This window comes from Nostoc sp. LPT (genome assembly GCF_017115165.1).
GTDB lineage: Bacteria > Cyanobacteriota > Cyanobacteriia > Cyanobacteriales > Nostocaceae > Nostoc.
In genome coordinates this window covers 1-13,021 of the sequence record NZ_JABXKF010000006.1, presented here as the reverse complement: position 1 = coordinate 13,021, position 13,021 = coordinate 1, and the positions used below count along the sequence as shown (strand labels likewise).

Genomic DNA, 13,021 nt, shown 5'->3' with positions numbered 1-13,021 from the left:
TTGTTTTCCCTCAAAAACCTGGTCTTCATGACCAGGTTTTTGGTGTTTATACCAAGTTACAGTCGAGCAAATCAGGGACAGAGCGATACCTACAGCTGGCTACGCCAACGCAGCACTTCTTTAAACTGTCTACGTATCAAATAAAACTATTGTCCAGAAACTTTTAAGAGATTTTATTGGTCTGGTTCTCCAAATTCTGTAAAAATCAACCAATGTCATCTTCTGCTCAAGGTATTCCCGGATTACCCGATTTGACGCATCCGATTGAGCTTGTCCAATTTGGAACCCAGGCGCTCAAAGCTTCACTGTTATTAGTATTTTTGGTCGTAGCTTTGGGAGTTGCGATCGCACTGATCAGTTTTTCTCTCCGTCGCAGCCAGCCGGAACAATTTATATTCATTGGCGAATGGGCTGTTCGTTATTCCCAACTGTTGCGGGGATTACAGCATTTAACTCTAATATTAATTCTGTTAGTACCAGGATTTTTTCTCTGTTCTACTTTGAGCAATCGTTATCACCACTGGGAACAAACAAGAGTGGCTCAAGTGGCCCAAAGTGTCGCAGGTGAAAAGCTCGAACAATCTGCCCCGCAAGTGCGCTACACTACCCAAGAGCCATATTCCTATACTACGCAAGCCAATGGCAAAATAGTCAAAGTCAATGATACGCGAGAGATTAACCGCTTCTTAACGCTGGGTGGTTCGCAAATTCAAGTCAAGCTAGACCAAAGCGTAGATGTTCCAGGTCGTAGTTCAATTTATCGCGTGGAATACACTGCTGATTATAAAGTAGTTAACCAACTCAAGGATATTAATAATTTCTTTTTTGAAGCACCGCCGCCTAACGGCTACACACTGCTTGCTGGCTACAATGTAGAGCGTAACGGTACTAGGTTACAACAAACTAATCCGGGAGACTATGGCTTTCCCTTCCGGCTGCAACCAGGAGAAGAAACCACCTTTCGAGTCACCTATCAGGCTCAAGGCGGGCCTCGCTGGGTTTATAGCGCCGCAGGACAGTTGCTTTCTAATTTTCGCCTCACAGCAATTGCCAACTTTGCTCCGGCTGATTTTGCCAGTGGGGTTGTACCGAATGAGATTAAAGTTGATGGACGTAGTACTCAGTTTACTTGGAAATTTGACGATAATGTTTCAGTCAAAAATCCATTTGGAGTGTTTACGAACACCGACCCCATTCGTCATACTGGCATCATTCCCCGGCTTTTGTTACTAGCACCGACAATATTTTTGTGGTGGATATTGTTGTTATATTTGTCACTGCCAATGAGTTTCAGAAATATTGCGATCGCTGGTAGTATTTTTTTTGCTTGTCTGTTGACTTTGACCTATCTAGCTCGCATTATTAATGCTCAGTTGGCTTGGACTTTAATTTCGATCATTTTACTAATTTTAACATGGGGATTGGGAGCTAGCCGCAGTGCTTCCCTAGCTGCGATCGTTGCTACTATTGCGGGAGCAGTGCTACCGATTTTTGGATTATTAGTACCGTTTAGCGGACTAACTCTTAGTTTAGCGGGTTTGCTTTCAGCGGTTTGGCTAGCAGTTCGCCACTGGTATGGGTGGTACAGTTTGCACCCAGAAGATCAAAGATTGCAGACTCAGAAAAATGCTAAAGATTAGATGATTCCGCTATGATTAGCAAAGTTTTAGCAAATAGTATTTATGGATAACGATTTACTCGCTTTCTTTGCGGCTGCTGGGTTACTCATTCTCTATCTTATCTTCTCAGCTTTAACTGAAATGGGGACTAAATTGCCTTGGAAGAAATAAGCTGATGGGCTAAAAAGTTTACACTTCTAAATCTCATTGGGCTTGGAAAAAAAAGTAACCATCATTTAGGCTTAGGTAATATATTTATTGTTCGAGAGAGTGCCAAATGCGCGATCCAGAGAAGAACCATATAAAAATCGATCCGGCAACCCTCGTTTTGATTGTATCTGTCTTAATACTCTTGCCTTTGCTGGTTATTGGTTTTTTATCGCAGTGAAGCTGGTGAGGAATACTCAACAGATATTAATGAACTTCAATAACCCCACCCCGCCAAAGGTACGCTTTGTTTCCCCTCCCCAAGAATAAGGCTATAGCCGCAACCACCGCAGCATACGATTTTTGGAACTCACCTTACTTTCAGCCAGATGATATACGTAAGGCCCATGTAAAAAGCACAGTTGCTCGAATCAAAGAACATGATCTGGTGTTGATGATTCAGGACACGACAAGTATAGATTTAACCAGCCATAAAGCAACAAATGGTCTAGGCTATCTTGACCAAGCCCCGTTGGGGCGGGGTTGCAGGTTTGGGGTGTGGGGTTGCTCCCTTCTAGAGAGCCCCAACAACCATCAATTTCACTTGCCCCGTCAATTCACCGGCGTAGCAAAAGGTCATTATCACTTGCCTCGACCAATGCCGTCCTCCCTATACCCTACACCCTACCCCCTATACCCTATTAGTGACCTGCGATGCGACAGGGTTTTACAAGCCTGTGAATGGCAACGCCAGTCGCCTCAAGTCGGGAAACCCGCCCACGGCGCTGGCTCGTCTTTATGTGCAACTATCAACAAAAATCCCATCCCACCTCAACAGCCACCTTCTTTACCAGAAGCAGTACGAATGATTGCGACTCTAGGCGGCTTTTTGGGTCGCAAAGGCGATGGTGAGCTTGGTGTGAAAACTATTTGGCGTTCGCGTACCGTCTCGAAGAGAGGATTGCGGCGATTACACGATATCACCGCCACCTGGAAATTAGTCGATCAGATTTCCTAGTTCATGGTTGATTATGTTTAGTGATCGCCTAGAAAATTTCCCTTTGCTTACATAATTCCCTATTTTTGTCAATCCTCCTTAGAACTTCTCATCAGCAAATCCTCTGGCTGACTTCTTTTCCGCAATCTTAAGAAAGATGTGACTAATGGATAGCTCCCAAAGGGAGAGGCTAGCGCCAAGGGAGAAGCAAGTGGCGTTTGAACGGCAGTGAAACCCAACATGAACAAGGATTAAATGTTGGGTTTCCCTTCGGGATCTTGCTACGTTTCTCAACCCAACCTACATATATTATAAGTGTTTAACCGAACCTGATATAACACTAAAGTTCAACCCAACCTACGGTTATCCTTAACCCAAGCGTATTGATCTATAAACAAGTTGTACCAAATAAATTTCTGATCAGAACGGAGAGATTTTTCCTTTATTAAACATAGAAAATACTTGGCTGAAAAATGCAATCGCTTAATAAATAGTTCGCCAAGCTTTTACTGTCCCTTTGCCAATTTCGCTATCAACAGTTTGACCTCCTTCCAAGACTAGTCTGATATCTAAGTTCTCATCTGGAGCATTTTTCAAAGCAGTGGCTAATTCTTTACTGACAGCAAATGTGCCAGTTGAACCGTCTAATTGAAAAACTTTTTTTCTGACCTTGAGCAAAAGCTTATCGACTTTTTTAGTCGTGGTAAATCTAAAATAGTCAGGTCTGGGATACACACGACCTGCTATGTAGAAAGAAGACCTTGCTTGATCCGAATTTACTGTTACGAGTACTCGAATGCTCGAAGGAGTCCACAAACTAATAACTTGCTTTGAACCCTCACGGTACAAGCGGCCACCTAAAGAATTGCGATCGAAAACTCCAACAAACTCACCTTCAAAGGGGTCAACAATTTTTACGGCTTTCGACCAAGGCACATCCATATCGGGGGACAGTCCAGCTGATTTGACCATTGGCAAATCGCTTGACGCTTGGGCAACAATAGCTACCTCTTGAACACTGAAAGCAGCACTTTGAGGGGAAATTACAGCTAAGCTAGCCCCAAAAAGAAGAACTGGAATCGTTTGCGGTAACTTCATCATAAGTCAGGGGTATAATCTTCAAATAGTTCTTACTGCAAAATGGTTTGCCTTACTTCAACTGGTTCACCAGTCAAACTAAAAGGGCGAACTTCGGTAATTTTTACCTTCACTAACTGCCCTTTAAGTTCTTTGATGTTACCGTTAAAAAAGGTCAAACGATTACCACCAGTGCGTCCCATTACTTGGGTTGGGTCTTTAGGATTTTGGTCTTCTACTAAAACTTCTTCAATGCGTCCAAAATAACGTTGCGATCGCTCTGCTACTTTCAAGTTTCCCAGATGATTGAGCCGTTGCAGGCGATCGCTTTTAATTTCTTCACTCAGTTGATTGTCCCACAAAGCGGCTGGTGTCCCTGGACGTGGTGAATATGCTGCTGTATTCAACATATCAAAGCCAATATCTTCCACGAGTTTCAGGGTATTTTCAAACTGTGCTTCTGTCTCCCCAGGAAAACCGACAATTACATCGGCACTAATCGAGGCATCTGGCATATACCGCCGAATGGTATCGATAATCCGGCGATATTTCTCATGGGTATAACCCCGCGCCATCGCCTTTAAAAGTTCATTATCCCCAGATTGAAAGGGAATGTGGAAGTGTTCGCACACCTTGGGCAACTCAGCACAAGCTTGAATTAATCTCTCGGTAAAATAACGGGGGTGACTAGTAGCAAATCTTAGCCTTTCAATCCCCGACACATCATGCACGTAATAAAGCAAATCTGTAAAGTTGTGCAGATGCCGACCTTCTGGTGTGATTCCAGGTAAATCTCTGCCGTAAGCATCAATATTTTGACCGAGTAGAGTAATTTCTTTGTAACCTTGTCGTCCTAATTTTTCCATTTCCGCCCGAATAGCTGACGGCGTGCGAGATTGTTCGACACCACGCACATTCGGAACCACGCAATAGGTGCAGCGTTCGTTACAGCCGTAAATTACATTCACCCAAGCTGTCACTGTACTATCCCGTCGCGGCTGGGTGATATCTTCAATAATGTGAACTGCTTCGGTTGCTACGACTTGATTACCCTCAAATACTGACTCCAGCAAATCTTTCAGACGGTTGGCATGTTGTGGCCCCATTACCAAATCTAATTCTGGGACTCGCCGCAACAGCGCTTCTCCTTCTTGCTGGGCAACACAGCCAGCAACAATGAGGGTTAAATCAGGCTGCTCGTGTTTACGCTTCGCTTGTCTGCCAAGATAGGAGTATACCTTTTGTTCAGCATTATCCCGAATTGTACAGGTATTGTAGAGAATCACATCTGCATGATTCGGGTCTTGACACCACTCAAAGCCCATGTCTTCCAAAACGCCAGCCATGCGCTCTGAGTCAGCTTTATTCATCTGACAACCGAAAGTAGTAATGTGGTATTGGCGTTTAGAAGTGGTCATGGGCAATTCTGCTGAATCAGCGTAATGTTATGTAAGGTTTATTTCTATTCTATAACGCTCTTAAGCTGCTTCCGAAATGCCGAGTAACTCTTGAGAGAAACGGGCAGGCTGAAATAATTTCAGGCGTTGCAGAACAAGGGGATGAATTTAGGCAGGCAGGGGAAGCAGGGGGTGCAGGGGGAGAAATTTTATAACTTGCTAAATCATCCCTCAATTCAGCAACGCCTAATTTCAATATACAAACCTAAAGAATTGACAAACTACAAGCATTGGCGGCGATCAAATTCGCCCTCTTTCTCCAGAATCTTAATGTCATCGTTGCTAAAGAAATGTCTTGCTGATAATTAGGGTATGTGAACCGAGAATAGTAGACTGTCAAGATTGATTTGAGCGAAGGTTTGTAGAAATGCAACCACAAACCACTCCCATAATTTAATTGACGATTACTTAATAGTAGTATTTAGTTGTCAAAAATGCTTTTTTTGGGTTCGTATAACTTACGTCTGATGTGAATTAGAAACGCCGCTTATTCTATAAGGGTTTCTAGATTCGCTCAAAATCATAGTTTTGGGATTACCTATGAAATTACAAGGGTTTCAAAGCTTAATTCACATTAAACGTAACTTAGATACATGATTAATCGCGTTAGTGCAAGCCATCAAGATTTTTTTGACAATCAAGCTTAACTTAAGCGATCGCTACTACCTACGAACAGTGACAAGCCAATCAATCTGCAAGTAATAATTCCATTTACGATTACCCTTGAAACCGCGATAATAACTCCTCACGGTCAGCTTGCAAGAGTGAATCCATATATTCATCAGGGGACAATTGTAACAAAGCAGGAATAATGTCTTCTAAAGAAGCATCAATGTCCCCAAAGCGCAGCTTTAAAATCTTAGTAATAGTTGCCCGTCGTTCTACCTGTATTGCTTTCCGTTCCCAACTGGTGACAATTTCCATATATACCTCCTGCTTAGTTAATCCCATTGTATCGACCACAGCTTGAAAGACTTCTTCTTCTGCTGCATTCAGTTCCAAGTACACATCTACAAATCCAGAAATTAATTGCATCCGCGCTGGGTCTAACCTTAAAGTTGTCAGCAACCGCAAACATTCCGCCTTCACCTGCGGACGTTCTGACACCGCAATATTCATCTTCGCCATCAACGCCGCTGCGACTGGATTGTGTTGCGTTAGAAAATCCCGCCAACTTAGGCGATTTAATTGAATTGCTGCAAACTGAAATTCCAGCACCTTTAAATCGGAAACGTGACACGATAATTTTGCGCTTGGGCACGTTTTGGTTCGTCGAAGGAGAAAATCACAACTGGATAAATTGGTAAATCATATTTTTCATGTAAGCGTGCAAAATACTTAAACATCCGCTTGGCAAATGCTGACTCAGTGTAAGACTGATTTTCAACATGAATTAGAAAGTAAGTCTCCTGCTGCTGATAACGTACCTGTGCCAGCAAATCAATTTCTTTCTTTTCTCCAGATGTGACATCAGTAAATACATCTTGGGGTAAAAACTGGATAGAATCGCAGTCTATTTGGCTAGCTACTTGAGGCAGGAATAAATCGAGAAACTCAACAAAGAATGTAGATATTAATTCTTTGAAAAGCCTGTCATGGTCAATCATCCTAGCAACTCCTCCAACACATCCAAATCTCCGCATTCGGCACAAAAAACACCTGACGAGTAAGGTTTCTATCCTGGTGTAAATTGTATGTCGCCAACGCACTACAAGTTGTCCAAAGGCGGTCAGTCTTTAATAAAAGTACTTGGATAACTACTATGTCATATTGGCTGTTTGCGGAAATCTTCTATGCCGCAAGTAAAATTTTTACAAATCGCAAACACTTGTCTCAATGGTATTACAACTTAGCGGTGATGAAATTCAACTTCTGTTTCCAGAATTTTAATATCATAGTTGCCAAAGAAATCGTGACCGAGTAAGCCGATGCTTGCTTTTGGTGCGATCGCCACTTGAAGATTGTTGGCTGTAACTCCACCTACTGCAATAGATTTTACCTTACTGGTTGAGAATTTTACTTCACTACCATCAGCAATTTGGGCTTGCATTGTACCTGTAGCCTGTAGTTGAAGTGTATTCGCCATATCTTGAGTGATAATGGTTCCACTAGCACCTGTATCTACAATCATTTCAAAGGTTTTTTTGTCATTGAAGGTGACATCAATCACAGGAGTTCCACCAAAACGGCGTTTGATTGAGACTCGAAAAACTCTGTTGTCTGAAGGCGCGTCTATGATATTGCCACAAATCCCTCCCAATCCAACGGTTTTACCAGAGGAAGTTATCATATAACATGCTCCTGGATCGTCTGCTGTTGCCTGATGAGAGAATGCTAAAAATATCAGCGTCGGCATTGGTGCAATCGCAGCTAGTTTAACGGTCGTAATCCAACGCCTCCAAGCATTTTTCATGTTATACTGCTCTCCAATTTTTGTGATTACTCTTAATAGCTAAACTCATCATGGCGGCTGTAAAACATTAAAAGCACAGTTTTCTAATATATAGCGGTTCTCGACCCAGTGAGGTACAATTTTGACCTCACTTCCATTCCTCTCTCCTAAAAGGAGAGAGGCTTTGAATTGTTCCCCCTTCCCGCTTCGGGAAGGGAGTTAGGGGGTTAGGTCTATTTGCATACTTGTACATCACCGGATTGAAAATGCCTATAAAAACTGAGTTTTTCTTAATTAACAAATAAAAATTCAAATTCTCTCTGTTGAAAACGAGATACTTTTAACCAATTATTGTAGTTTTAAGTTAGCTGATAAAGTTTTTTCTATAATATGTCTCAATCAAGATGAAATTGCATTTTACTCAATACATCTTATCGGTAATTACTGATTGATAAATTAAAGATTAGGTAAAGACATGATAAAAATACTTAGAGCAAATTCAATCCGACATACTAAGAAGTTGATAAGAGAGATTTGTTAGCTTACTCAAAGCTTGCTGCGGCATTTACAGCAGTTGCGATCGCATTTTTAACAGCGACATCTCTTTGTTCTAAGATGATATTTTCACTATCAGTACGTGAAGCAACTACACCGCAAATAGCAGCAGCAGCAAAATTATACACTCCTGCCATTTTGAATAGTGTGCCGCATTCCATCTCGTAATTCAAGATATTCAAGCGTCGATATTCTTCTGTAATGCCATGCAGCGATCGCATTAAATTTGGATTGGCGGAATCAGTGCGTTCTTGTCCCTCGTAAAAAGTATCAACTGATGCTGTAATTCCAATGTAATGTTCAACCTTTAATTCTCGTGCAGCTTTAACTAAAGCGACTGTCAGAAAAGGATCGGCTGCGGCTGGATACTCCACAGGTGCAATATCATTTGCTGCACCTTGGCGACATAATGCTGCACTGCTAATAACAACGCTACCGACTGCTATATAAGGTTGAATGGAACCACAAGTTCCAATGCGAATAATTTGCCGGATTCCTACTTGTACCAACTCATTAACAACAATACTTAATGAAGGCGCACCCATACCACTTGTAGCTGATAAGATGCTGCGACCATTCAGTAAGTATCCTACATAGCTATTGAGTCCGCGATTTTCTGACAACAAGCGTACATCTTGTAGATAAGTTTGGGCAATGAGACGCGATCGCTCTGGATCGCCAGATAATAGAGCAATGCTGGGAGGCGATGAACCTAAATCATCTTGCCCAAAGCCAATGTGATAAAAGTGTTTACCAGTCATAGAGTTGAGAGTTGCGATCGCCTTACATATTTACCTAAATACTTTTACTGAGGTTTTACCGTATAAATTACGTTAATTTGGGACGTTGATACCAAACTGACTCAGTGATTCTGTGTTCGCTAAAGCCTTAAAGTCCCAACAAAATCAAAATGTACAAAGCTTATCCGAAGTTTCGCCTATAGGTAAAATCTGGGACAAGCACAGAGCTAATACTGATAAAGTTTTCCATTATTACGCTAAAGCAGACGAACATTGCTTTCAGCAGTATGCTTGGCGAGTGAGAATGTGTTCCGAGTTGCTGAAGTTTCAATTAGTGCCAGACGAAGCGGAAGGTATTCTCAAGTTAAAGCTATCAGATGCCCGATTCTGTAGGGTTCGTCACTGTCCTGTTTGTCAGTGGCGGCGATCGCTCATGTGGAAAGCAAGAGCTTATAAAATTCTCCCACAGGTTGTCACTGATTACCCCAAGTCCCGTTGGCTATTTGTTACTTTGACTGTAAGGAATTGCCAAATTGAGGAACTCAGGGAAAACTTAGATTCGATGAATAAAGCTTTTAAGCGATTCACTGAATTGAAAGCATGGCCTGCGAAAGGTTGGGTGAAGTCCACAGAAGTCACTAAAGGTAGAGATGGAATCTCAGCACATCCGCATTTACATATTTTGGCAATGGTACCGCCTTCGTATTTCAGTCATGGCTATCTTTCTCATGCCAAATGGGTAGCGTTGTGGCAGCAGTGCTTACGAATTGATTACCAGCCAATTATTCATACTAGTGCGATCGCTAAACATCATAACCCATCACTACTTATTCCAGAAATTCTCAAGTATCAGGTGAAAGAGTCAGATTTGGTGGGTGATAGGGAATGGTTTTTAGAGTTAACCCGTCAGCTACATAAAAGTAGAGCGATCGCTGTTGGGGGTATACTCAGGCAATATATGCGCGAATTAGAGGAGAAAAACCAAGACCTCATTAATGAAAGTGAAGAGACAGATGAGGTGAATGGGGAAAGTTTGTTTTTCCGATGGGAGCGCAAGTTACAAAGATTTAAAATATAGAGTGATATCAGCGATACAAAAACAGCCCCATAACCCTTACAGGAAAAGGATTACATAAGTTTAGAACCGTAGATTCTGTGGCTTAATCCGACGAAAGGATAAAGACCAGCGTTCAGATACAACCGGAAGTAGTTCATGGGGAATATTAGAATTAAATTTGATAACCTGACCATCTTCAAGGTGATGTTCCTGATTATCAATGCGAAAAGTAGCACGTCCAATATTGACTAATGCTACCAGAGGTTCAAAAACGGAATGGTCACAGTGTTCTATCATGCCACCACCTGGACAATAATGGCATAGTAAGGCACAATTCCATCCTGGAAGAATGCGATCACCAAGTCGATTAACCCTCGCATCCCAATTACCTGGATTAATTACCGCATTAGGCAATAGTATTACCTCATATCCAAACCATTTGTGAGTTCGATCAAAAGCAACCCGGCTAGAAGCCATTGACTTCATGCTAAATTGATGATTACACCAATCATGAAGACTTTGAAGATCGCGACGAACGTATCCAATAGTTTTAGTTTCAACTAAATTCATTATTAACTCCTGAAAATTTTAACTCTGCAAATCAAACTAATTACACCTACCCTCAGCGCGAAGCGTTCAAAAAAAATATTTAAAGTCTATTCCACTCCACTAGTCGTGGAGTACAACTCTTTATTTATTTTTTTCATATACTTTTAAGGGGTCAGCCTATTCTTTATTTCTTCAGCGCGAAGCGTTCTAAAAAAATATTTAAAGTCTATTCCACTCCACAACTAGTAAAGTAAGACTCTTTATTTATTTTCTTCGTACTTCATCTATTGGTAGGCGTTAGCCTATTCGGCTATCCTTTCTCTAACTCAAAAAGCACAAAGAAATAAATACCAGTCACCTGAAAAGCAGATGGCTGGTATTTATAAATTGCCTTTACTTGAAGCTAGTAAATAGCTTCGATAATTAAGTTATTTACTAGCGTTTTACGAATGATTTAAGATTTCTCTAGAAGTGTTTACCTGTCATCTAGTTGGAGTAGCGATCGCCCCAGTAATAGAATACGCTACATATCAGCGTTTGATTTTTATACACTACATATATAATACAAAATATGCCACCACTCAGTCGGTGACTGTTTGTCCCTTGAACAAGCTGAAGTACCGTGGGCGCGAATGTTTGGGTATTTTACAGAATTGCGTAGACGCGTTGGCGGAGCCTCTCGTAGAGAAGCGGCTTGTCGTCAGACATCGCTTACTTCTGGCATGGCTACTTTTTCAATGAAGTTTGCCTGCTATCGGCAGTCCTAACATCTTGAAGTAGCTTCATTTAGGGACACAGCCTAACTGTGTCCCTTTCAATTATCAGGAGGTTTTTGTGCCTACTTTGAGAACGCTGCAACCTGGAGATGAAGTATCGCTGGAAACATTCCTCTTGCAACACAGCGATACTTCTATGTTTTTGCGCTCTAATTGGCCAGCTGCGGGACTGCTTGACCAAGGGGCAAGATTTCAAGGAACTTACATAGCGGCCTATATAGATGAAACTATAGTGGCAGTTGCAGCCCACTTTTGGAATGGGATGATCGTAGTCCAAGCCCCTGTATATCTGACAGAGGTGGTGCAAGCAGTTGTCGCACAATCTGGACGTGCTATTTCTGGAATTAGTGGGCCAGCAGCACAAGTCGAAGCAACAAAAAGCATTTTGGGACTTAGCAAGCGACCAACTCAGCTTGATGAGGCTGAGATATTGTTTTCTCTAACACTATGTAACTTGCAAATACCTCAAGCTTTAGCATCGGCAAAGGTGCAGTGTCGTTTGCCGCATCCAGATGAATTGGAATTACTCACTCAATGGTGTGCTGCTTATAGCGTGGAAACTTTAGGACAAAGAGATACTCCCAGTTTAACAACAGCTAGCCGTCTCGTAATTGAGGCACGTCAAGCTACGGCTATGCATTGGGTTTTGGTAGCAGGAAATACCCCAGTTTCCTACTCTGCTTTCAATGCCAGCCTACCTGATATTGTGCAAATCGGTGGAGTCTGGACACCGCCAGCGCTGCGGGGTAAAGGCTACGCCAAAAGTGTAGTAGCAGGCTCATTGTTAGATGCGCGATCGCTCTTAGTAAAACGTGCCATCCTGTTTACAGGTGATAATAACCAAGCAGCCCAAGCAGTTTATCGAGGAATTGGCTTTTTGCCTACTGGCGAGAAGTATGGTTTAGTCTTATTTGAAGAGACTCAGGCTTGAGAAATATTGGGTTAAATGTTAGAGGCGCAACACCTTACGCCCTTGCTACCCATTTATAATTTCCCTTTTTCTGGATTTGCTGGAATTGATTTTGTAATCTTTACTGAATTAATAGTAATACTTGAAGTATGAGCCAGTATCGTTTCAAACAGTCATTCTCTGACGATCCCAGCTTAAGCGATAAGCTTTTTGACTTGATGGAAGTCACATTTCCCGGACTCAGCAGTTTAGCAGAATGTGCAAAAAAACTAGGTGCATCCTGGGAAACAGCTTCAACTCCGTTTATTCGCTTTCATGATCATGTAGCTATTACCCATGTGGGAGTGTTAGAAATTCCTATGCAAATTATGGGACAAAGGCTCACTGTGGGAGGAATTCATGGAGTAGCTACCCGTGCAGAATTTCGCAGGAGAGGGTATTACCGTGAAGTAATGGAAGAAGTGCTAGGGTATTGCGATCACGATCGCCTTTACGAAACCCTAGTACTGACGACACCACAACCAGAGTTTTACTTACCTTTTGGCTTTCGTGTTGTCGAAGAACATATCTTCAAGGTTAAGTGTAACTTCACAGGTAGCACTGATAGCTTCAGAATACTGGATTTTACAGATACCAAAGATTACACATTGCTACACAGACTTTTAGAAACACGCGCACCTGTCTCTAATAGGGGTACAGCCGGGATACGTGCAATATGGGACACGATGCAAAGTTTTGTTAACAT

12 protein-coding genes and 2 pseudogenes are annotated in these 13,021 nt (G+C 42.0%); 7 read left to right on the top strand and 7 right to left on the bottom strand.

Features of this window, described 5'->3' with window-relative positions:
* Positions 1 to 212 precede the first annotated feature (212 nt).
* From HWQ58_RS01520 to HWQ58_RS01510, 3 genes and pseudogenes are all read left to right on the top strand, one after another.
* The gene (locus tag HWQ58_RS01520) at positions 213 to 1,640 is read left to right on the top strand and encodes a hypothetical protein (RefSeq protein ID WP_292856879.1); all 1,428 of its coding nucleotides are present in this window, start codon (positions 213 to 215) and stop codon (positions 1,638 to 1,640) included.
* Positions 1,641 to 2,100: 460 nt separating this feature from the next.
* Positions 2,101 to 2,289 (top strand): annotated as a pseudogene (locus tag HWQ58_RS01515) (IS4 family transposase); the annotation flags it as partial.
* A gap of 270 nt (positions 2,290 to 2,559) precedes the next feature.
* Positions 2,560 to 2,784: pseudogene (locus tag HWQ58_RS01510) on the top strand (IS4 family transposase); the annotation flags it as partial.
* A gap of 462 nt (positions 2,785 to 3,246) precedes the next feature.
* On the opposite strand, the gene HWQ58_RS01505 reads toward HWQ58_RS01510, so the two are convergent.
* The 6 genes from HWQ58_RS01505 to HWQ58_RS01485 all read right to left on the bottom strand — a co-directional run bounded on the left by HWQ58_RS01505 (position 3,247) and on the right by HWQ58_RS01485 (position 9,005).
* A complete protein-coding gene (locus HWQ58_RS01505; RefSeq protein WP_292856877.1) occupies positions 3,247 to 3,864 on the bottom strand; it encodes a hypothetical protein in 618 nt (205 codons plus the stop codon).
* Between the two features lie 29 nt (positions 3,865 to 3,893).
* Entirely contained in the window at positions 3,894 to 5,258 is a 1,365-nt protein-coding gene (gene miaB / locus HWQ58_RS01500) for a tRNA (N6-isopentenyl adenosine(37)-C2)-methylthiotransferase MiaB (RefSeq protein WP_292856875.1), read from the bottom strand.
* Positions 5,259 to 6,014: 756 nt separating this feature from the next.
* On the bottom strand, positions 6,015 to 6,515 hold the full coding sequence (locus tag HWQ58_RS38295) for a hypothetical protein (RefSeq protein WP_366837167.1): 501 nt from the start codon (positions 6,513 to 6,515) through the stop codon (positions 6,015 to 6,017).
* Positions 6,516 to 6,517: 2 nt separating this feature from the next.
* Positions 6,518 to 6,904 (bottom strand): Rpn family recombination-promoting nuclease/putative transposase, encoded by a 387-nt coding sequence (locus tag HWQ58_RS38290; protein ID WP_366837165.1) that lies wholly within the window; start codon positions 6,902 to 6,904, stop codon positions 6,518 to 6,520.
* A 242-nt stretch (positions 6,905 to 7,146) separates the two neighbouring features.
* On the bottom strand, positions 7,147 to 7,710 hold the full coding sequence (locus HWQ58_RS01490; RefSeq protein ID WP_292856873.1) for a retropepsin-like aspartic protease: 564 nt from the start codon (positions 7,708 to 7,710) through the stop codon (positions 7,147 to 7,149).
* A 521-nt stretch (positions 7,711 to 8,231) separates the two neighbouring features.
* Positions 8,232 to 9,005, bottom strand: a complete 774-nt coding sequence (locus HWQ58_RS01485; protein ID WP_292856872.1) for a nucleoside phosphorylase — start codon at positions 9,003 to 9,005, stop codon at positions 8,232 to 8,234.
* A 112-nt stretch (positions 9,006 to 9,117) separates the two neighbouring features.
* Between HWQ58_RS01485 and HWQ58_RS01480 the strand changes: the two genes are divergently transcribed.
* Positions 9,118 to 10,062 carry a protein rep gene (locus HWQ58_RS01480; RefSeq protein WP_292856871.1) on the top strand — a complete coding sequence of 315 codons (945 nt, stop codon included), beginning with the start codon at positions 9,118 to 9,120 and terminating at the stop codon, positions 10,060 to 10,062.
* A 60-nt stretch (positions 10,063 to 10,122) separates the two neighbouring features.
* Here the strand turns inward: HWQ58_RS01480 and HWQ58_RS01475 are convergent, their stop codons facing one another.
* Positions 10,123 to 10,611, bottom strand: coding sequence for a hypothetical protein (locus tag HWQ58_RS01475; RefSeq protein ID WP_292856870.1), 489 nt, complete (start codon positions 10,609 to 10,611; stop codon positions 10,123 to 10,125).
* Between the two features lie 575 nt (positions 10,612 to 11,186).
* Between HWQ58_RS01475 and HWQ58_RS01470 the strand changes: the two genes are divergently transcribed.
* From HWQ58_RS01470 to HWQ58_RS01460, 3 genes are all read left to right on the top strand, one after another.
* A complete protein-coding gene (locus tag HWQ58_RS01470) occupies positions 11,187 to 11,357 on the top strand; it encodes a hypothetical protein (RefSeq protein WP_292856868.1) in 171 nt (56 codons plus the stop codon).
* 67 nt (positions 11,358 to 11,424) lie between these two features.
* On the top strand, positions 11,425 to 12,297 hold the full coding sequence (locus HWQ58_RS01465; protein ID WP_292856866.1) for a GNAT family N-acetyltransferase: 873 nt from the start codon (positions 11,425 to 11,427) through the stop codon (positions 12,295 to 12,297).
* 128 nt (positions 12,298 to 12,425) lie between these two features.
* Positions 12,426 to 13,021: GNAT family N-acetyltransferase (locus HWQ58_RS01460; RefSeq protein WP_292856864.1), on the top strand; the 596-nt coding region annotated here is incomplete at its 3' end.

Excerpts from the sequence above, each read along its gene's own strand:
- HWQ58_RS01520 (WP_292856879.1), top strand. The coding sequence starts at position 213 with ATGTCATCTTCTGCTCAAGGTATTCCCGGATTACCCGATTTGACGCAT.
- HWQ58_RS01505 (WP_292856877.1), bottom strand. The coding sequence starts at position 3,864 with ATGATGAAGTTACCGCAAACGATTCCAGTTCTTCTTTTTGGGGCTAGC.
- miaB (WP_292856875.1), bottom strand. The coding sequence starts at position 5,258 with ATGACCACTTCTAAACGCCAATACCACATTACTACTTTCGGTTGTCAG.
- HWQ58_RS38290 (WP_366837165.1), bottom strand. The coding sequence starts at position 6,904 with ATGATTGACCATGACAGGCTTTTCAAAGAATTAATATCTACATTCTTT.
- HWQ58_RS01490 (WP_292856873.1), bottom strand. The coding sequence starts at position 7,710 with ATGAAAAATGCTTGGAGGCGTTGGATTACGACCGTTAAACTAGCTGCG.
- HWQ58_RS01485 (WP_292856872.1), bottom strand. The coding sequence starts at position 9,005 with ATGACTGGTAAACACTTTTATCACATTGGCTTTGGGCAAGATGATTTA.
- HWQ58_RS01475 (WP_292856870.1), bottom strand. The coding sequence starts at position 10,611 with ATGAATTTAGTTGAAACTAAAACTATTGGATACGTTCGTCGCGATCTT.